The following is a 19,335-nucleotide window of genomic DNA, read 5'->3' on the forward strand; positions in this document are numbered from 1 at the left end:
TTCGGCAATAAAGCGTTTTGTGCAATCACGGCATTGCAGCACCTGACGCCCGTTAATCATGTTGATCTTGTAATCACTGATTGCCCCACAATTGGGACAGAATGTCGAATCCGCAGGCATGAAGGCTCCTGATACTCTTCGTTCCTCGGGGATTGAGGAAACAACCGCCTGCATTTTGCCTGATCATCCGATAAAATTTGGTTAACCGCCTGATGGAAAACTCTGTTTATGTTCAAGGGTCTCGTCGAAGGCCTCCCGCCAACCATCCGACCAGGAACCAAAGGCCATGCTGTCCGCACGATGGGGATTTTCCGTATAATCAAGCCCCTCGCCGAACGCCCTATAACCCGCAGCATACCGATCCTTCATGTCACCACTGCCAGCCGGTTTGCCCAGGGAATGGATATAGTTGATAAATTCCGGGCAAACCGCCAGGATCGATTGATCCAGACCCGTTGGATACCGGTCCAACATCTCCCGGCCGCGCACGGTGAGCCGGAAGGTCCCTTCCGCTAAATCGGCGACCAACCCGGCAACGGTAAGATACCGTTTTGCCAGCCGGACCTTTTCCGCAATGAACGTCATCTGCAACGGCTCCCGGCTTTCCCGGCAGGTGATGCCATCCACAGCGTTGATCTTGCAACATAGCTGTTGGATGCAGTCTCGCTTTGTGACGGCTCCGCAGGCCGAAGCCTTCAAAATCAGGTTCATCACAGCCGCATCATGCAATACCGGATGTTCGTAATATTCCGGGTAATCGTAGCTTTCCATCAAGCGGCCCTCCCTGCCCGAAGCGGTAACAGTATAGCCCGATTTTCGCATTTCAATCCATCCGTTGGTGATTTGACGACCGGGAGACCAGCGCATATGCTGCATTGCACAATCAAAATAAAAATGGGGAAGTCAGAATGTTAGCAGAAATCAACTTCGGAAAAACCGCGCAGGATTATGCAACGCATCGTGCTGGCTTTCCCCCAGTTCTGATGGACCGCCTGCGTCCCTTTAACATTGGTATCGCTAATCAGACTATCCTGGATATCGGCACCGGCACCGGCACCCTGGCCAGGCTTTTTGCTCTGCAGGGATGCCGGGTGAGCGCCATTGATCCCGCACCGGAATTGCTGGACCAGGCACGGCTTCTCGATCAAGAAGCCGGTGTCACAATCGACTATACGGTTGGACAATCAGAATGCACCGGACTGAGAGAAAACAAGCAATTCGATGTGGTCGCCGCCGGACAGTGCTGGCACTGGTTTGACGCGGGTCGGGCCTGCCGGGAGATCGAAAGGCTTCTGAAACCGGGCGGCAAGATCCTGATCACCCATTTCGACTGGCTGCCGCTGGATGGCAATCTGGTCGCCAAAACCGAGGAGTTGATCCTGCAGCATAACCCCGCCTGGCATATGGGCGGCGGCAGCGGTGTTTATCCGCAATGGTTTAAGGATCTCGGCAATGCTGGCTTCCGCAATCTGGAAAGCTTTTCCCTGGAAATGCCGGTCGCCTACAGCCATGACGCCTGGCGCGGACGGATCCGGGCCAGCGCCGGCATTTCTGCCAGCCTGGCGCCAGACCAGGTTCAGGCCTTCGACACGGCCCACCAGGAGATGCTCGAAAAGTATTTTCCCGAAGATCCCTTAATGGTGCCGCATCGCTTATGGGCCTTGATCGGCGAAGCGCCGCTCCGGTCGGCCTGACTTTGCCCGGAGCGACGCCCCCCTTACAGATAAAAATCCGTCCAATGTTCCCGTCTTAAGTAATGATCCCGGGTGGGCAGTCTGGTACCCGGTTCATAACCGATATCCTTGAGCAGACGGTCATTGAGCTCATACCAATGGACCCGGCCTGTACGATAAAAGAGATAATTCACGAGACGACGAAAGATTTCGAGCAGCATTTGCCTGACTCCTGTTGATGAAATTATTGAGAAGGTGAAGGAATGCCGGATGCCGCAAAGCAACCGGAGCGATAGGGCCGGGCGAGGAAAAAAGCTCAGCTGCAGCGCATAAAACGAAACAGCCCGAGATCAAACCTCAGCCGGGTATCTTCCTGATTTTGGTGAAATTGGCTTAGAGCCGGAATACTGCCTTAGTGACAGCGCAGAACCGGTCGATCATCAGCCTCACCCAGGGGAGATACCATGGCCCACGGACGGCGTGCGATATGATGGGTCATCTTGGGTGTCCTCCTCTGTTTTTTAGGTGAGTGATTAGGTTCAGGCATTTGGTATACCGAACAGAGCATCAAGCGACAATGACCGAAATTGCGCTTTTGCGGCAAATCCGTCCAGCGTTGCAGTTTGGCAACAAACCGAAAGCAGGCGATCTATTTTCAGCCGGCATGTGCCCTGCGGGAATCCTCCGGCGCCTGGTCCCGTTCGTTCAAACCATAATCCCGCATGACGGCCGCAACCCGAAGCCGGTAATCGCGGAAAACGCCCTGCCGCCCCTTTCCCTGGGTTTCCCGATGATCTGCCTGACGACGCCAGGCGGCAACGGCCGCCTCATCGCGCCAAAAGGACAGTGACAAAAGCTTGCCCGGCTCCGCCAGGCTTTCAAAACGCTCGATCGAAATAAATCCATCCATGGTTTCCAGAACCGGTTTCAACCCCGCAGCCAAATCCAGATATTCGGCCCCGCGGCCTTCAGCCGGCCAGACCTCAAAAATCACGGCAATCATCAGCATCATCCTCTTCTTTTTTTTCTGATCATTAGAATGCCCCCAGAGAGGTAATCTTGTCACCCCACAACAGTTCGACTAACATCGAACCATGATCGAAGGACCTTATATTGCTGAAATCGCCAGTTTGATCGGTGATCCCGCCCGGGCCAATATGCTTTCCGCCCTGATGGACGGGCGCGCCCTGACCGCAACAGAGCTTTCCCTGATTGCCGGGGTCACGCCACAAACCGCCAGCAGCCATCTGGGCAAAATGCAGACAGCCGGACTGCTCTCCCTGGAAAAACAAGGCCGGCATCGTTATTTCCGCCTGTCGGGCCAGGATGTGGCAGATGCTCTGGAGGCCCTGATGGTCCTGTCCAGCCAAACAAACCCGCGCAAGCGCCATACCGGCCCGAAAGACCAGGCGATGCGGCATGCCAGAACATGCTATGATCATCTTGCCGGATGTGTTGGGGTCGCCCTAACCGACGCGTTGATCGAACGTGGCCTGATCCGTGATCAGGATCACGGCCTGGCGATTACCGAAGCGGGCAGCCGCTATTTCGAACAGATAGGCATTGATATCCCGCAATTGAAAACGGGCAAACGTGCCGTCACACGCCCATGCCTGGATTGGAGTGAACGTCGGCCTCATCTGGGCGGTGCCTTGGGGGCAGCCATCTTGGACCGTTTTTTGGAAAAAGGCTGGCTCAATCGCCGGAAAAACAGCCGCACCATTCAGATTACCCCGCCCGGCTATCAGGCCCTGCGCGAGGAATTTGGCATCCCGGCAGATCTGCTGGCCGCGAACGTCTGATCCGATGCGGCGGTTTCTATGCCGCTTCGTAATTTTCCCGTGTCATACGGGCCTCGCGCGGGCTCATGCCAAACTGCATCTTGAAGCGGGCGGAGAAATGCGAGTTTGATGAGAACCCGCTGGCGAAGGCGACTTCCGTTATGGTCATGCCTGTGCCCATCACCAGGTCACGCGCCCGCCAAAGGCGCAATTCCTGGCGGTAGGCCATGGGAGATTTACCGAGGAACCGTCGAAACAAACGTTCCAGTTGCCTTCGGGAACTGCCGACCATATTCGCCAGCTCTTCCGCGGTAAGGTCTTCCTCCAGATTATTCTGGATCATCGCCATTGCGCGTTTCAATTTCAGATTATTGCCAGTCGTGCAGGGGCTGCCCGGCACACGCTGCGGCTCATTGCCGGCCCGATGCCGATCCTGATTGAAATAATTCAGGCAATGCGTCGCGATATCCTCACTCATTTCCTGTGCGATCAATTCCAGCATCATATCCAGCCCGGCCACGCCACCGGAACAGGTGAAACGGTCACGATCAATTTCAAACAAGCTGCTCTCGAACTGGAGATGGGGAAATTTCTCGCTCAAAGAGCTCATGAAACGCCAATGGGCAGTCGCCCGGTAGCCTTTCAAATAGCCAAGCCGGGCCAAGAGAACACAGCCCGATTCAATCGCCCCGATATGTTTGCCGCGGCTCGCGGCCTGGCGCAGCCAGACACCCAGTTTTGTCGGGATGATATCCGGCTCATGTTCGCCGCCGCACAAAACCAGATAGTCGAAATCTTCAACTTCATCCGGCCCGCAATCCACCAGGCAGATCGACCCATCCCCGGATTTCACCGGCTCGCCATCCAACGAAACCAGGCGGCTGGCGCCACGCGACACCCCGCGATAAGCCTGGGCTTGCTGCAGGGGTTCCCGCAGTGCCTGCAGGGAAAAATTGGAAAACCCGGGCAACAACAGGAACACAAACCGCAATTCACGCGGCTCTGCCCCCCCTACCTGCAGTACGGGCGCCTCTCCAATCAGGGCGGCGGTTTCTTCGTCTCCCCCCTGATCCGATAGTTTTTCCATCAGCATCGACAAGACATCTCCTTCGCTTGGCGCTTTGTGGCTGCAATCCCGAAAACCGACTCCAAAACTACAAGCACCAACAAAAATCCCAACCGACAGTCAAATTCGGTCAAAAAATAAAGATTTTGTCAACAATATTTTGGTTTATTGTGGTTTTTTGTTGTTTTTTGACCGATTGATCATTAGCGTCATCATGCTGGGAATGAATATAAATCCATGGGAACAAGGGTATGGGCGCAATGACCCCGAAGAGACAGGCCGCAATTTTGAACGAATTGGGCCTATGCGGTTCGGCCAGTATCGCGGATCTGGCCGGGAAGCTGGATGTTTCGGAAGAAACCGTGCGGCGTGATTTGAAACTCATGTCGGCCAACGGCCTGGTGCTGCGCCACCATGGCGGCGCTTCCCTGCCCGATGTGATGCATGAACCGGCCTTCCAGCAGCGCCTGATGGCCAATCGCGCGGTCAAGGAACGCATTGCCGCAAAAGCAGCCGCCATGATCAGCAATGGTGACACCATCTTTCTGGATATCGGCTCCACCACCGCCCTGGTCGCCCATGCGCTGAAAGACCACAAGGACCTGCAGGTCATCACCAATTCCGCCTTCATCGCCAATATCCTGATTTCGCGCAACAATAACCGTGTCTTCATGGCTGGCGGCGAACTGCGCGACCATGACGGCGGGGCCTTTGGCCTGGAAGCCAAAACATTCCTGGAAAAATTCAACTATCACCATGCCATCCTCTCTGCCGGGGCCATCGATTCCCGGAACGGTTTCACCTGCCATTATCTCTGCGAAGCCGAGCTTTATGCAGGGGTGATCGAACGGGCGGACGATGTGGTGATCTGCCTGGACCAGAGCAAGCATGGTCGGCGGGCACCGGTGAATTTATGCCCGATGGATCAGGTGGATATGCTGGTCACCGACCGGACACCGCCACAAGAGATTGTCAGCGCCATGACCCAGGCACAGCTTGCCCTGACCGTTGCCTGAATTGCCCAACAACCTACAGATACCCGGAAACGCCATGGAAACCGCATTAACCCTGCCGACTTTGGAAGAACTGGCCAATCTTGCTGAAAAGGCCGCCAACACCGCCGCCGAAGTAAGCCTCAGCCATTTCCGAAATCCGCTGCAGATTGATTTCAAGGGGGATGATTCTCCCGTCACCCGGGCTGACCGGGAAACGGAACAGGTTCTGCGTGACATCATCCTGAAACAGTATCCGGACCACGGCATTTTTGGTGAAGAACACGGTTGTGAAGGGTTGGACCGGGACATCGTTTGGGTGCTCGACCCCATCGACGGCACCAAATCCTTCATTTCGGGCAATCCGATGTTCGGCATGCTGATTGCCGTTCTGGTGAAAGGAAAACCCGCGATCGGTTTGATCCATATGCCGGCGCTTGGCGAAACCTTTATCGGCCAGGTCAACCGCCCCAGCTTATGGAACAGCAGGCCACTGAAAACCAGCGCGATAACCGAATTGGCGGAGGCGACATGCTTTATCGGCGAAGCGGATAAGATGCTGTCCGCCCGCCCCGATATTTATCAATCCATGACCGATCATTGTCGCCTCACCCGTTTTGGTTATGACTGTTATACCTATGGCCAACTGGCCGCCGGGCATATCGACATTGCCATTGAACGCGGTCTGCATCCTTATGATTTCTGCGCCCTGATCCCGGTGATCGAAGGGGCCGGCGGCGTCATCACCGATTGGCAGGGCCAGCCTCTGGCCCCCGATTCCAAAGGCGATGTCCTGGCCTGCAGCACGGCGGAACTGCATCAAAAAGCGCTGGAAATCATTCACCAATAATTCTCATTCCGGGCCTGAAACATGCAGGTCCGAAAATGGCTAGTTTGTCCGGGCCGGGCTGATATAGTCCGGCTTATGACAAATCTTGACCAAGACATATGCTATCAGGCACTCAAAACCAAAGATGCCCGTTTTGACGGGCGGTTCTTCACCGCCGTCACCTCCACCGGTGTTTTTTGCCGCACCATCTGCCCCGCCACGGTGCCGAAACGGGCCAATTGCGTCTTTTACCCTTCCGCCGCTGCGGCGATGAATGCCGGGTATCGCCCTTGCCTGCGCTGCCGACCGGAAACCGCTCCCGGCAGTCCGGCCTGGAAAGGGGTTTCCACCACAGTGAACCGCGCCTTGAAGCTGATCAATGAAGGGGCCCTGGACGAGGGCGGAGTAGAAGAACTGGCCAGCCGCCTGGGCATTGGCGAACGCTATTTGCGCCGGTTATTCCTGGACCATCTGGGAGCATCGCCCAAGGCCGTTGCCCAAACCAGACGACTGCTTTTTGCCAAGAAGCTGGTGACTGAAAGCCACCTGCCCCTGACCGAGATCGCCTTTGCCGCAGGCTTTGGCAGCATCCGCCGGTTCAATGATGCCTTTGTCAAACTCTATAAGCGCGCGCCCCGCGATCTGCGTCGTGAAACATTGACCGAGGTTCCCGCCAATGAGGGGACAATCAGCCTGAAACTCTCCTACCGGCCGCCCTATGACTGGGACCGGATCATCGGTTTCCTTGCCGCCCGCGCCATCACCGGCCTGGAGGCGGTAAGCGATGGCCGTTATCACCGGGCGATCCAGCTGGAGGAAAAGACCGGCCTGGTTTCCGTCAAGCACGACCCGCAACGGCATCAACTGATCGCCGAATTCTCCCTGCCGGACATCACCCTCTTGCGGCCGGCCATAGATCGGATCCGTCGGCTGTTTGATCTGGATACCGACATTGGTGAAATCACCAGCCAATTGGGCAAGGACCCCCATCTCTCGCCCTTGATCAAAGCCTATCCGGGTTTGCGCGTCCCAGGTGCCTGGGATTTGTTCGAGCTATCCGTGCGGGCAGTTCTAGGCCAGCAGATCACTGTGGCCGCAGCCGCCACATTCGCCAAACGGATCGTCAGCCATTTCGGCACATCGCTCGACATTGGTGACCGGCATGGCATCACCCACACATTCCCGAGCCCGGAAATCCTGGCCAAAGCCGACCTGACCAGCATCGGGCTCACCCAGCGGCGTTCGGATACGATTAACGGCCTGGCCCGCGCCTTTGCCGAAGACCAACTGAAACTGGAAGAAGCCGGTGATTTGGCAGATATCCACGACAGGCTTTGCCAATTGAAGGGGATCGGTCCCTGGACCGCGCAATATATCGCCTTGCGCGCCCTGAAAGAGCCGGATGCCTTTCCGGAAAGCGATTTGGGCCTCATTCGCGCCATTCCCAACGGCGAAGAGAGAATCTGCCCCAAAGATCTGCTGGCAATGGCCGAAAACTGGCGCCCCTGGCGGGCCTATGCCGCGCAATTGTTATGGAGTGCCGATCCAGGCGGCCCAGAATTGAAGAAAAACCGAACCTCCGGCCAAACTGATAAAAATGATGAAGGATGATGATCATGGAACTGGCTGTGGATATTGTCGAAACCCCGATCGGAAAACTCTCTGTCGTGGCGGAGGGCGATCAGCTTTGCCATCTCGATTTCGAAAATGGCGATGTGCGGATGGCAACCTTGCTGAAAAGGCGCTATGGCGCATATCAGCTGACACCTAAAGAGAATGCCGCAAAAATGAGGGATCGCCTGGCCGCCTATTTCAACGGCGACTGGTCCAGTCTCATGGATTTGAAGTGCAAAACCGGAGGCACTGAGTTTCAGAAAACCGTTTGGAACGCCCTATGTGAAATCCCACGGGGCGAAACCTGGTCCTATGCGGAACTGGCTGACCATATCGGCAATCCATCGGCAGTGCGCGCGGTGGCGCGGGCCAACGCACTCAACCCCATCTCAATCTTCATTCCCTGCCACCGGGTGATTGGCAAGGATGGCACTTTAACCGGCTATGCGGGGGGGCTCGATCGCAAGGAATATCTGCTAAGGCATGAAGGGGCTTTGCTGGTATGAACGGCTGGGTTCACCGACGGGATTTGTCATAGCGCCGAAAATGTTTGAGCACGACCGGCACATTCCGGTTCAGCTTTTCCCATTGACCAAGTCCCGCCCGGTCATGTTGGCGCAGATAGCCAACAAACCCCTCGCATTGACGGGAAAGCTGCTTATGGAAGCGGATCATGTCTCCTGACATCCGGTCGATGCCAAAAGATTGATAGGCCAGGCTTTCATAGAGCCAGGCCTCGCATTCCATGTCCCGCAGGCGTTTTGGTGCCCAGCGGCCTTCCAGATGCTGGATCCCATGTCCAACCAGTTCATGCACCAAAATGGCTGATAACTGTGGCAATGGCCATTTGATCCCATGGCGCCCCACCACTGCCATGAAGGCGGCTCCGCCGGGTGCCTTTTGATCCGGCAACGGATAATCCTTTGAGAAGGCGGCAACCTTTACCTGCCCCAGCCCTTGGCCCTTCTTCGGGTAATCCGGGTCATAAATCAAAAACACCCGTCCGCCTTTTTGCAGACGCCCGATCTCTGAGCGCGCAAAGACCGACTTTCCCCGGATCAATTCCATGGCGGCCCGCAATTTCGCCGCAGCCTCACCCGCAGGCAGGATGGAAACATCGTAATGCCGGTCCGGATCCGGTGCGAACAGGACCAGAAGGGTGCCGGACAAGTCCTCCGAACCGACGATTTCATTACCGGATGCAGTTACCGGTACGCCCAGAATGCACCAGGCCAGAAAAAGCCAAAGACCGCGACCAATCCGTGTTGCTTTGAATCTCATTTTTGCCGGTCCGCTTCATGCTTCATCACCGCGCCAAGACATTGTCGTTTCTGACTTTATTCCGGATTGGTCACGGTTTGTTAGGAATTTTCGGTAATCCTGATGTTTAAAACCATCATTCATCATACCCAAATCCTACATTTGGGGGGAGGCCCGGATGCAGAAGGAATCACGATGACACCTTCCCTGGAAGCCGTGTTATATTCCAGCCCGACCGTTTCGCTGAACATCAACAAGCTCTCGAAAGAACTGGATTCGGGCGAGAGGATGTTCCGTAACGAGACCATGAATGCGACGGTCATCTTCAAATATCCCAATTTCGACACCACCCAGAATAACATATTCACCGACAAGGATATCCCCACCGGCCTGGAAGCCGTGCGCACCGCCATCTATATTCCTAAAGATGCCCAGGATATGCCGCTTGGCGGCTATGGCATCTTTCTGGATGACCCGTTGATGCCGGAACATCTCAAACGCCATGTCGGCCTGGATCTGGAAAACGAGGACACCCAGCCGGACCGCAAGACCCTGGATGTGCTGCAAAAGATTCCGTCCTTGGATCCATTCCTGCTCAATGAGAGTTTCAAACTGGCCAGCATCACAATCAATCCAAACTATATCTCGATCACGGAAAACGAAACCGCCGCCATCCGGCATCTGATCGGCAATAAGGTCGAACCGATCATCGCCAAGGCGCTGAATGTCGAACAAGGGGTTGGCACCTCATCCAAAACCCAGGAGTTTGTTGATGCCATCTGGAACCCATCCAATAGTACCGCACGGATTTTCATTCAGGCTTTCGGCATCAAGGAAAGCGAAGCCCCCATGGTGTTCGAGGCCTGGAAAGGCATTACTTTCTTTTACAATGAATTTGCCAACAGCCGCAGCGACATCGCCCGCATGATGGATTGGCTGGTCTCAGACGATTCCCTACCATCTGAATATCTGCGCATGGGCCGCAGTGAAAAAGAAACCGTCCAGATGATGCGCAAATCCATCATTGAACGGATCCAGAATGTCATCAACAACAACACCAGCGTTTTCCGGAATTATGAAACCAGCTATCGCCGTTTCATCCAGAAAGACGACCCGACCAATTTCCGGCGCTTTCTCAAGAAAGCCAGCCAGTTTTATTGGAAAATCGGCGCCTGCAACGGCGTGCTTGCCCAATGTGCCATCACCTGGCAGCGCTATCATGAACGCAGCGGCGGCAAGCGGCTGGACTATGAAATGCTTCAACGTCTGTTCAAAATCTGTGAAGCCATCCTGCGGGCGAGAACCCAGGATAGCGGCGCATCCGCCTTGGAATAGCCCCCTTTCCGATAAGATTAAGACTGCTCTCTCCCTTCTTTGTTGGCAGCGCAGCGAGAATCGGATTAACTGACCCATGGGGTTTGGTCCCGATCAAAGGACCTTGATGAAACAGGGAGGCTGGTATCCAAGTGATTTTTGGTGACTATCGCCCGGATCGACACGCTCATCCATCCAGAACCAAAAACCAGTCCACGTTACGGCGACGGCTTTTGGTTTCCTGTTTCGGCCTCGGGCTGATGCTGCCTGCCGCAGGGTCTGCGGAAGATTTGAGCGCTATTTTACCGACTTTGGTGAGCAACCATAATTTGATCGAAGCGGCACGTTCGGATTTGAGCGCTGCGCAGGAACGTTATCAAGTGGCGCGCGGCGGCTATTACCCGGAGTTTGAAACCACCAGCAACTGGGGCCACGAGTATCAGACCAAACCGGCAGATGACAATACCAGCCTCGCTTTCTCCGAAGCCGATTTCTCCATCACCCAGCGTCTGTATGATTTCGGCGCAACCGACGCCACAATCGACGCCGCAAAACTGACAGTACGGCAATATGAAGCCCAACTGACATCCACCGAGCAAACACTCCTGTTGCGGGGCCTCACCGCCTACACCAATGTGGCCCGTGCGAAAGAGGCCATCGGTTATGCCGAGCGCGCGGAAAACAACATTAAAAAACAAGCTGAGCTGGAAGATATCCGCGTACAGAAAGGCGGCGGTTATTCATCCGACGTTCTGCAAGCCAAAACACAACTGGCTGGTGCCCAGGCCCGCCTGGTTGCCGCCCAGGGTACATTGAAGGTCGCACGTAACAGTTTCAAAGGTGTGTTTGGACGTTTTCCTGAAAATGAAGCCGACATGTCCAGGCCCGCCCTGCCCCTGCATTTGATCCCGGCCAATGTAGAAGATGCCGTGGCCATCGCGTTGGATAACAATCCCCAATTGACCGCCGCGCAACTGTCTGCCGACATTGCCGATGAAACGCGCAAGAATGCCGAAGCCAGCGGTTTCCGTCCTACCATCGATGTGGTCGCCGATGTGAAATACAAAAAAAATGTCTCCGGCACGGTCGGTTTCAAGCGTGAAGCCCTGGGCAAGGTGGAGATCAATTTCCCGTTCAATCTGGGGCTGACCGCCATCAATACCCTGAAAGCTGCCGAACAGGATCATACCAGCGTCCTGCGGCGTTTCCGTGATGCCCGCGATCAGGTCGAGGAACAGGTGCGCAATTCCTGGGCACAGTTGGAAGTGGCACGGCTCAATTCCGAATTGCTGCGCAGCCAGGCCGAACTGGCAGAGGCTTTTTTGGATCAGGCCCGGCGCGAACGCGAACTGGGGCAAAGATCGCTTTTGGAAGTGACTCAGGCGGAAACCAATCTCTTGAACGCCAGCAGCGACGCCGCATCGGCTGAAGCAGACGTTGCCATTGCCGGTTTTTCCCTGCTCAACGCCATGGGTCAGCTTTCGCTCGATGCCGCACTGAACCAATAAACACCGGGACAATGACGGCTGGTAAAACTGATAATTGCCCGAAACAGTAACCAAGGATTAAACTATTCTCTGGTATAGTTAATGCATGGGGCATGGATGCATTGTGATTTCGGGGAGTAACGTACCATCGCTTATCGGACCTTCGATCAAGCCGGCAATCCGCTTATCCATGATTTAACCGGCGGCCCTTTTGGCAGCAGCGCGGAAAAGGCGGCTTCTGTCCATGCCATCAGCCAGCAGGCCGGTCATCTTGTCATTCCCGGCGGAGACTGGCTGTTGCGTGCGGATTTCATCCGCGACGGGCAGGATCTCATTTTACGCGGTAAAGGCGGCGAAAAGGCCCAGCTCACCAATTATTTCAATGACCCGATAGATCTCGTCACGCCGAATGGCGCGGTTGTTTCTGCAAAATTGGCGGGCCAACTGGCCGGGTCCCAGGCCCCCGGACAATATGCCCAGGCCGGGGGCGCCGTTTCCGGGGACAGCATCGGACAGGTGGAAACCATCATCGGCACCGTGACCGCGACCCGCGCCGACGGCAGCAAGGTGCCCCTGTCGGCGGGGGCGCCCGTATTCCAGGGCGATGTGATTGAAACCGGCCCCGGTTCGGTCGGTATCGTCTTTCTTGACAATACCACCATGTCCCTGACCAATAACGGGCGCATGGTTCTTGATGAGCTGGTCTATGACCCGGCCAGCAATTCGGGATCAATGAATCTTGAGGTGGTCCAGGGCGTCTTTTCCTTTGTCAGCGGCAAAATCGCCAAGACCGGCGATGATGCCATGACCGTGGTCACCCCGGTCGCCACCATTGGCGTGCGCGGCACCACCGTTGCCGGCCAGGCTGCGGCAGAAGGTTCACAAAACACCATCACCCTCATGCCGGATTTGGATGGCGGTGTCGGACAGGTTTTCGTTTCCAACACTGCCGGTGGCCAGCTTTTGGGCACCCCCGGCGCCACCACCATCGTCAGCAGTGCTTTCCAGGCCCCGCCCCCGCCTATCACCTTGTCCGACATACAGATCCAGAACCAATATGGCGCGGCATTGAACGCACGCCCGCCCTCCCCGCCGAGCGATCCGGATGACGACGCGGATGAGGATGGCGACGAAGACGCAAGTGGCGAGGCAGCTGGCCCCGAAGGTGAAGCGGAAGAAGAGGTGCCGGAAGAAGGCGTGGCCGAAGGCGATGCCCCGCCGGAAGGCGAGCCTGTAGATGAAGAGGCGCTTGCTGAAGGCGAACTGCCAGAAGAACCGTTACCGGAAGAACCTTTGCCGGAAGGTCCCGCTGAAGAGGGTCTGGAGGATGGTCCGCCCGAAGGCGAAGAGGACCTGGCAGCCCTGGAAGACGCCCCCATTGAAGGCGAGCGAACTGAAGGCGGCCTGGAGGAAGGGGATCCCCTGCCAGTGACTGAAGCTCTCGCCGAAGGCCAAGAAGGTCCCGCGCCAACCCCGCCACCTGAAACCACGACGGAAGCAGACGGCGAAGCGGAGAATGAAGAACAACTCGCCGATGCCGGCGACACGCCCGAAAGTGAAGGCGGCAATGATCAGCCCCCTCCGGCCGACGGCGAGGGAGAAGCAGAGCCAGGCACTTCAAGCGACGGCGAACTTACGGAAGAAGAGCTCATCCAGCAGGCCGTTGACCAGGCCGTGGCCGAGGCCGAAGCCAATGGCGCCAGCCCGGAAGAGATCGAAGCGGTTCGCGCCGCGGCCACACAGGCCGCCCAGCAGGCAGTTGCCAATGGCGCCACTAGCCTGGCCGAGGTTCAATCAGCCGCCTTGAGTGCAGCTTTCAATGCGTCGCCAGCTTCCTTCAACAATACCCCGCCACCGCCTGTGACAGACACGATCCAAACCATCCCGATCACGAAAACGATAATTGATATCATCGTAGCACCGCCTCCCCCGCCACCGCCGCCACCGCCACCGCCGCCACCACCGCCGCCAGACAATCCGCCGGAAGATGCGGTGACAGAGTTTGACAGTCAGATTTTCGGCACCATTGGCAACGACAACAAGACAGGCGATGCCGGCAACAATAACTTCATCATGACCCTAGGCACTAGCCTGGCACTGAGCGATACTGATGTTTTCAATGGGCAGGGCGGAATAGACCAGCTGACCTTGCTCGGCCTGGAAAATGTGGCGGCGATCGCCACCATCACCTCGGCCACCACGGCCATGAGCATCGACATGGGAACCCTGGCTGCCGGCAGCGCCAGCGGCTCTATCACCACCAGCGCCATCGAACAGCTGCTGGCCAGCGATGGGACAAGCGCCGTGCAATTGGCAGATGTGACCTCGGACAATGGTGTTGGCCTGTTGATAGCAGGCAACAACGGCACCGCCGACACCATCAATCTTTCCACCGGCACGATCTTGGGCCAGACAACCAATGGCACCACCATTGGCGGTGGCACCATAGTCGGTGCCCTGGTCTTTGGCCTCAGCGGCAATGACAGTATCACCGGTACCAATGCAGGTGACATCATTTACGGCGGCCTCGGCGACGACAGCATTGATGGCAGCAATGGCAGCGACGACCTCTATGGCGGGGATGGCAATGACATCATCACCGGCGGGGATGGCAATGACCGCCTGTATGGCGGCAATGGTGACGATATTTTCAAGATCGACACCGATACCCAGGCCACAGGCACCGAGATCTATGACGGCGGCACGCATTCAACGATGGACAAGATCGAAACCGCCGCCGCGGTAACCACGGTAGATTTCAGCCAATCCTCTATCACTGGTGTTGAAAAGCTGGATCTTTCATTAAGCACCTCCGTTACCGCAAAACTGAGCAATAGTAATAGTTTCGGTTTATCCATCATCTACGGAAGCTCTGGTGGTACCCAGAAAATCCATTTCAATGACAGCGGCACTTTCGACAACACCGATTTCTTTAATATCAATGAAATCCAGATCGATCTCCTGAATGGTGGCGTCCGGGCGCTCAACCTCACCAACAATACCAACCTGACCGCCGGAACCACTGGTATCACGCTGAAAGGCACCGGCGGTGATGACGTGATCGCCTTCGGCGGGGCCACGGGCGGCAGCCTGGATTTTGCCGGCGTCACCCTGAACACCATCGCCAGTTTTAATTTCAGCACCACGGCCAGCAACCAGACCTTGCGCCTGGACGGGGCCAGTAATTTGGGCGGGGCAACCATCAAAAACTTCGATCCAACTTCCGACAAGCTGGCCTTTGACAGCGGGTCTTTCACCAACACCGCCAATCTGGGAGCGGCCGCCCATTATCAGGCGGTTGATATCAGTTCGACCCCCGCTGTCACCATGGCGAGCGGCGAGGCGGTGATTGAATTTCAGAACGGCACCCTGTCTTCCTTTACCGCTGCCAATCTGCTCGCCGCAGTATCCAGCCTGCAAACCTCCACCGCCAACGATTCTTTCCTGGTGGTTGCCTATGATGCAGGCGGCAAGGCCGCCATATTCAAAGCCGATGATACATCCGGCGATTCAACCATCCAAAGCGGGGAGGTCACTCTGATCGCGGAGCTCGATAATATCACCGCCGACAGTTTCACCGAAAACAGCTTTTCCACCTGATTGCCGCGCCGATGCTCTATCTCTTGAACCATTTTCGCGTGCATCCCCTGGCTTCCCTGGAGATGCTGGTAGCGTCCCTGTTCATCAACCTGCTGGCCCTTGTAGGGCCGGTCTTTGTGATCCAGGTCCTGAACCGCTATGTCGCCTTTGGCGTGGATGCGACCCTTGTCACACTGGTGGCGGGGGCCGCCATGGCTCTGGTTTTTGAGTTTCTGTTCCGCCAGGTCAGAAACCGTCTGGCCATTGCCGTAACCGAACCGAGGGATGAGGAAACCCGCCGTGCCCTGATGCTGCAGATGGCAGGCGTGACCAACCAGGCACTCAGCGCCATTCCTGCCGGCATGCGCCGCCAGATTTTGGCCGCGGGCGAAACCCTGCGCCTGGTTTACAGCCCGGCCCTGCTTGCGGGTGTGATGGACCTGCCCTTCCTGATCCTGTTCCTGGCGGGGATCTATCTCTTGAGCCCGCCGCTGGCTTTGGTGGCGACCACTCTCATTGCCGCCGTCTTGCTGCTATCCTATGTCGGCTATCTTCTGCTGCAAAAACCGACGGCCGCCTTGATGAAAAAACGCGCCCGCATGGACGAATTGACCGACAGTCTGACCAATCGTCCGGACACCGTTCGCGCCTTCAATGCCGTCGGGTATGTTGCCGGTCTGTGGGACAGCCTCAATCAGGAGATGGCTTTCCTGACCCGCCGGATCACGGCGACCAAATCACGACAGCAAGGCCTGTCCTTGGCGGCCCAGGGGGTCATGACCATTGCCATCATCAGCCTCGGGGCCACCATGGTGGTCCAAGCCGAACTCGCGCTGGGCACCCTTATTGGGATCAATATCCTAGCCGCCCGCGCACTTGCTGAAGCCAACCGCTTTGCTGCCCAGGCCGACAGCCTTGCCCGGGCACGCCAGGCCCGAAACCTGGTTGCGGAATTGGCAAAACTGCCGCTGGAACGCCAACAGGGCAGCACACTAAGCCCCTTTTCCGGTCAGATCGGCTTTGCCGACATGGCCTACCGCCATCCCAACCAGGCGTCCCCCCTGTTCGAAGGCGTCAACCTGACCTTGGAGCCGGGCAGCATTTTAATCCTGCAGGGCGACAACGGTGCGGGAAAAACCACCTTCCTGCGGCTGGTGGCCGGGCTTTTGCCGCCGGAACGGGGCCGGATCACCGCCGATGGCATGGATTTACGGCAGGTAATGCCGGAATGGTGGCACCGCCAGATCTGCTATATGCCACAGGAACCGGCATTCCTGGATGCCTCTATCACCGACAATTTGCGCCTGCATGCCCCGGAGGCAGATCCCGCTCGCCTCTCTATGATCATAGATACGGTCGGCCTGCGTCCCTTCATCGAGCAAAGCCCGGAAGGGTTGGCGACCCGGCTGGAACAGGGGGGCCGAAACCTGTCGCGCGGCACCCGGAAACGCCTGGCACTGGCCCGCGCCCTGATGGCCGATGGCCCCTTAGTCTTGTTTGATGAACCGGATGAAGGCCTGGATGCAAAAGGACGTGAAGCGCTCTACCTGGTCCTCAACCATCTGACGTCTGCAGGAAAAACCATTCTGATTGCCAGCCAGGATGAAAAGATTACCCAGGCCGCCCATTACCATCTGGACCTGAATAATAAGCCAACCCCGATCCTGAGGGCTACGGCGGGCAAAAAACTGCTCCGCCCGGCCGCCAACGAGGCCAGCCGGTCATGAGCAAAAAACAGACAACAGCATCATTGCCGACCCATCTGTTGCTCTGGCTCTTGGTTGCCGCCATCTCTGCCGCAGTTTTCTGGGCCTCCACCGGGCGGCTGGATATTGTCGCCCTCGCCAGCGGCGAAGTGATCCCCAGCAGCCAGCTCAAACAAGTCCAGCATCTGGAAGGCGGGGTCCTGAAGGAAATCATGGTGCGGGAAGGTGAAGCGGTGAAAGCGGGCCAGGTTCTGGCTGTTTTGGAATCCTCCGCGACCGATGCAGATCTTGGCGAACTACAGGTGCGGCTGACCGCTTTGGAAGCGGAGATCATCCGCCTGGATGCGGAGCTGTCCCAGGAAGCTTCTCCCGCTTTTCCAGACATCATGCGCGCCGCCTATCCCCAACTGATCGAACGGCAGATGGCGCTGTTTCAATCGCGCCTGCGCAACCGGCAGGATGAGATTACCGTTCTCAATGAATTGATCCGGCAACGCCAGTTGGAAGCCGATCAGATCCGCGCGCGGTTGAACGACCAGGCGGCTCAGCTGAAACTGGTCGAGGAACAGGTGCGGATTTCCGATGAATTGCTGGCCGAAGCCTTATCCAACCGCTACCAGCATCTGAGCCTATTGAAGGAAGCCCAGGAATTACGCGGCCGTATCACCCAGGATCAGGTGGCCCGCCAGAAAGCACTGGCCGGTGCCAAGGAAGCCCAGGCCCGTCTGGCCGCGGTTAAAAGCGGCTTTGAAAAAGATGCCCGCGAGACTCGGGCGCTTGCCCAGCGTAATTTCAACGAACTGTCCCAACGACTACAGAAATTCCAGGCCAGCCAACAGCGAACGGTCTTGCGTTCGCCGGTCGACGGTATTGTCAAAACCCTCTATCGGGTCACCGTTGGCGGTGTTTTGAAGCCCGGTGATCCGCTGGCTGATATCGTGCCGGCCGGTGATCGGCTGGTCATTGAGGCAGCCCTGCCGACCGGCGATATCGGCTATGTCCGCACCGGTCAGGCGGCCAAGGTACGCCTAGCATCAGGTGACGCCATGCGCTTTGCCGCCCTGAACGGCACCGTGACCACCATCAGCCCCGATACCTGGATCACGGAAGCGGGCCAGCCCTTTTACAAAGTGCGTATCCAGACCGATGCCGACCATTTCCGGCGCGATGAGATCACCTACCGGCTTTATCCCGGCATGACGGTCAATGTGGGTATCCAGACCGGCACCCGCACCGTCATGGATTACCTGCTGGAACCCTTTCTCGGGGTCGGCGGCCAGGCGTTCCGGGAACGCTGATTGAACCGGCTTACTTCTTAAAAAAGCGTTCCGGGTCTACCGTGGCTTTGGGAGAGGGCTTCGATTGCCGGTCCGTAGCTGATTTGAAACTATCCGCCGCCCGGTCCATGGCGGCACCGGCCCCATCCATCATGTCCGATGCGGTTTCCGCCAGTTCCTCCACCCCGTCCGAGAGGGTTCGGCGAAAACGCGCAGTCCATCGGAACAGAAGCAGGGCCAACCCGACCAGCAGCAGATAGGCAATCGTTTTGGCAATGGGGAAGGTAAAGGCCGCATGGTCGGATTCCCGGATCGTTATCACATTCGGGAACATCGACAATACCTCAATCCGCCAGCCGTAGGTGCGCACCACCGCATAGCGCTGCGCATCACCCGCACCGCGGTTGGAGAGAGCGGACGCCTTGGACGCGACCGAACCTGAATCAAACTTGAAATACCAGGGGAACGCCCAGCCGGTATCCTCATTCCGGTAAACCCGCGTGCCACCGTCGATCGTTTCGGCATAGATGAAACGCACATCCCGGGTTTTGCCGACGTCAATACGGTCATTCTCGTTGATGCCCTTGATCCGGTCCATGGCACCTTCATTGAATTTGCGATCCATGCGTTTGACGTCGGTACCGGTAATTTTCACCAGCTCCGGCCGGGGCAGGTAGAAATCCACCGCCACAAACAGTCCGCTGAACAGCAGCACAAACAGCCCGATCCAAAAAAACCTGGAATTTTTCATCTCGCT

Annotated in this window: 17 protein-coding genes; 11 read left to right on the forward strand and 6 right to left on the reverse strand. The window is 57.0% G+C overall.

All coding sequences use genetic code 11. The features are described 5' to 3' along the window. Nucleotides 1–201 precede the first annotated feature (201 nt). Nucleotides 202–771, reverse strand: a complete 570-nt coding sequence (locus DFP90_RS04795) for a hypothetical protein (RefSeq protein WP_115935235.1) — start codon at nucleotides 769–771, stop codon at nucleotides 202–204. A gap of 137 nt (nucleotides 772–908) precedes the next feature. On the opposite strand from DFP90_RS04795, the gene DFP90_RS04800 reads away from it, so the two are divergent. Further along, nucleotides 909–1,694 (forward strand): class I SAM-dependent methyltransferase, encoded by a 786-nt coding sequence (locus DFP90_RS04800; protein WP_115935236.1) that lies wholly within the window; start codon nucleotides 909–911, stop codon nucleotides 1,692–1,694. 23 nt (nucleotides 1,695–1,717) lie between these two features. Here DFP90_RS04800 and DFP90_RS22785 read toward each other — a convergent pair whose 3' ends face one another. Both DFP90_RS22785 and DFP90_RS04805 read right to left on the reverse strand, forming a co-directional pair. Continuing rightward, a complete protein-coding gene (locus DFP90_RS22785) occupies nucleotides 1,718–1,894 on the reverse strand; it encodes a hypothetical protein (RefSeq protein ID WP_181905190.1) in 177 nt (58 codons plus the stop codon). Nucleotides 1,895–2,328: 434 nt separating this feature from the next. Continuing rightward, complete coding sequence (locus DFP90_RS04805; RefSeq protein WP_115935536.1) at nucleotides 2,329–2,676, reverse strand: antibiotic biosynthesis monooxygenase family protein; 348 nt, start codon at nucleotides 2,674–2,676, stop codon at nucleotides 2,329–2,331. Nucleotides 2,677–2,767: 91 nt separating this feature from the next. On the opposite strand from DFP90_RS04805, the gene DFP90_RS04810 reads away from it, so the two are divergent. Next, the gene (locus tag DFP90_RS04810; RefSeq protein WP_115935237.1) at nucleotides 2,768–3,475 is read left to right on the forward strand and encodes an ArsR/SmtB family transcription factor; all 708 of its coding nucleotides are present in this window, start codon (nucleotides 2,768–2,770) and stop codon (nucleotides 3,473–3,475) included. A gap of 16 nt (nucleotides 3,476–3,491) precedes the next feature. Here the strand turns inward: DFP90_RS04810 and DFP90_RS04815 are convergent, their stop codons facing one another. Then, nucleotides 3,492–4,547, reverse strand: a complete 1,056-nt coding sequence (locus DFP90_RS04815) for a GlxA family transcriptional regulator (RefSeq protein ID WP_115935238.1) — start codon at nucleotides 4,545–4,547, stop codon at nucleotides 3,492–3,494. 233 nt (nucleotides 4,548–4,780) lie between these two features. On the opposite strand from DFP90_RS04815, the gene DFP90_RS04820 reads away from it, so the two are divergent. The 4 genes from DFP90_RS04820 (at nucleotide 4,781) to DFP90_RS23330 (ending at nucleotide 8,461) form a co-directional block, all read left to right on the forward strand. Continuing rightward, nucleotides 4,781–5,536 (forward strand): DeoR/GlpR family DNA-binding transcription regulator, encoded by a 756-nt coding sequence (locus tag DFP90_RS04820; protein WP_181905191.1) that lies wholly within the window; start codon nucleotides 4,781–4,783, stop codon nucleotides 5,534–5,536. A gap of 34 nt (nucleotides 5,537–5,570) precedes the next feature. Then, complete coding sequence (locus DFP90_RS04825; RefSeq protein ID WP_115935240.1) at nucleotides 5,571–6,362, forward strand: inositol monophosphatase family protein; 792 nt, start codon at nucleotides 5,571–5,573, stop codon at nucleotides 6,360–6,362. A 75-nt stretch (nucleotides 6,363–6,437) separates the two neighbouring features. After that, a complete protein-coding gene (locus DFP90_RS04830; RefSeq protein WP_115935241.1) occupies nucleotides 6,438–7,952 on the forward strand; it encodes a DNA-3-methyladenine glycosylase 2 family protein in 1,515 nt (504 codons plus the stop codon). A 5-nt stretch (nucleotides 7,953–7,957) separates the two neighbouring features. Then, a complete protein-coding gene (locus DFP90_RS23330) occupies nucleotides 7,958–8,461 on the forward strand; it encodes a methylated-DNA--[protein]-cysteine S-methyltransferase (RefSeq protein ID WP_281269676.1) in 504 nt (167 codons plus the stop codon). Nucleotides 8,462–8,471: 10 nt separating this feature from the next. Here DFP90_RS23330 and DFP90_RS04840 read toward each other — a convergent pair whose 3' ends face one another. Continuing rightward, complete coding sequence (locus DFP90_RS04840; protein ID WP_115935243.1) at nucleotides 8,472–9,236, reverse strand: hypothetical protein; 765 nt, start codon at nucleotides 9,234–9,236, stop codon at nucleotides 8,472–8,474. A gap of 174 nt (nucleotides 9,237–9,410) precedes the next feature. On the opposite strand from DFP90_RS04840, the gene DFP90_RS04845 reads away from it, so the two are divergent. From DFP90_RS04845 to DFP90_RS04865, 5 genes are all read left to right on the forward strand, one after another. After that, nucleotides 9,411–10,550: a hypothetical protein gene (locus DFP90_RS04845; protein ID WP_147300933.1), complete on the forward strand. Its 1,140-nt coding sequence runs from the start codon at nucleotides 9,411–9,413 to the stop codon at nucleotides 10,548–10,550. A 269-nt stretch (nucleotides 10,551–10,819) separates the two neighbouring features. After that, nucleotides 10,820–12,037, forward strand: coding sequence for a TolC family outer membrane protein (locus DFP90_RS04850; protein WP_181905192.1), 1,218 nt, complete (start codon nucleotides 10,820–10,822; stop codon nucleotides 12,035–12,037). 276 nt (nucleotides 12,038–12,313) lie between these two features. Continuing rightward, nucleotides 12,314–15,616 (forward strand): FecR domain-containing protein, encoded by a 3,303-nt coding sequence (locus tag DFP90_RS04855; protein WP_115935246.1) that lies wholly within the window; start codon nucleotides 12,314–12,316, stop codon nucleotides 15,614–15,616. Between the two features lie 11 nt (nucleotides 15,617–15,627). After that, on the forward strand, nucleotides 15,628–17,322 hold the full coding sequence (locus DFP90_RS04860; RefSeq protein WP_115935247.1) for an ATP-binding cassette domain-containing protein: 1,695 nt from the start codon (nucleotides 15,628–15,630) through the stop codon (nucleotides 17,320–17,322). Continuing rightward, a complete protein-coding gene (locus tag DFP90_RS04865; RefSeq protein ID WP_115935248.1) occupies nucleotides 17,319–18,599 on the forward strand; it encodes an HlyD family type I secretion periplasmic adaptor subunit in 1,281 nt (426 codons plus the stop codon). The genes DFP90_RS04860 and DFP90_RS04865 overlap by 4 nt, the downstream gene beginning before the upstream one ends. A gap of 10 nt (nucleotides 18,600–18,609) precedes the next feature. On the opposite strand, the gene DFP90_RS04870 is transcribed toward DFP90_RS04865, so the two are convergent. Then, nucleotides 18,610–19,329 (reverse strand): DUF1523 family protein, encoded by a 720-nt coding sequence (locus tag DFP90_RS04870; protein ID WP_115935249.1) that lies wholly within the window; start codon nucleotides 19,327–19,329, stop codon nucleotides 18,610–18,612. Between the last annotated feature and the right edge of the window lie 6 nt (nucleotides 19,330–19,335).

Source organism: Aestuariispira insulae (assembly GCF_003385955.1).
Taxonomy (GTDB): Bacteria; Pseudomonadota; Alphaproteobacteria; order UBA8366; family Aestuariispiraceae; genus Aestuariispira; species Aestuariispira insulae.

Coding starts and splice junctions, on each gene's coding strand:
- DFP90_RS04820 (WP_181905191.1), top strand. CDS start 4,781: ATGACCCCGAAGAGACAGGCCGCAATTTTGAACGAATTGGGCCTATGC.
- DFP90_RS04860 (WP_115935247.1), top strand. CDS start 15,628: ATGCTCTATCTCTTGAACCATTTTCGCGTGCATCCCCTGGCTTCCCTG.
- DFP90_RS04795 (WP_115935235.1), bottom strand. CDS start 771: ATGGAAAGCTACGATTACCCGGAATATTACGAACATCCGGTATTGCAT.
- DFP90_RS04840 (WP_115935243.1), bottom strand. CDS start 9,236: ATGAGATTCAAAGCAACACGGATTGGTCGCGGTCTTTGGCTTTTTCTG.
- DFP90_RS04830 (WP_115935241.1), top strand. CDS start 6,438: ATGACAAATCTTGACCAAGACATATGCTATCAGGCACTCAAAACCAAA.
- DFP90_RS04805 (WP_115935536.1), bottom strand. CDS start 2,676: ATGATTGCCGTGATTTTTGAGGTCTGGCCGGCTGAAGGCCGCGGGGCC.
- DFP90_RS04845 (WP_147300933.1), top strand. CDS start 9,411: ATGACACCTTCCCTGGAAGCCGTGTTATATTCCAGCCCGACCGTTTCG.
- DFP90_RS04800 (WP_115935236.1), top strand. CDS start 909: ATGTTAGCAGAAATCAACTTCGGAAAAACCGCGCAGGATTATGCAACG.
- DFP90_RS22785 (WP_181905190.1), bottom strand. CDS start 1,894: ATGCTGCTCGAAATCTTTCGTCGTCTCGTGAATTATCTCTTTTATCGT.
- DFP90_RS23330 (WP_281269676.1), top strand. CDS start 7,958: ATGGAACTGGCTGTGGATATTGTCGAAACCCCGATCGGAAAACTCTCT.
- DFP90_RS04865 (WP_115935248.1), top strand. CDS start 17,319: ATGAGCAAAAAACAGACAACAGCATCATTGCCGACCCATCTGTTGCTC.
- DFP90_RS04810 (WP_115935237.1), top strand. CDS start 2,768: ATGATCGAAGGACCTTATATTGCTGAAATCGCCAGTTTGATCGGTGAT.
- DFP90_RS04815 (WP_115935238.1), bottom strand. CDS start 4,547: ATGCTGATGGAAAAACTATCGGATCAGGGGGGAGACGAAGAAACCGCC.
- DFP90_RS04870 (WP_115935249.1), bottom strand. CDS start 19,329: ATGAAAAATTCCAGGTTTTTTTGGATCGGGCTGTTTGTGCTGCTGTTC.
- DFP90_RS04825 (WP_115935240.1), top strand. CDS start 5,571: ATGGAAACCGCATTAACCCTGCCGACTTTGGAAGAACTGGCCAATCTT.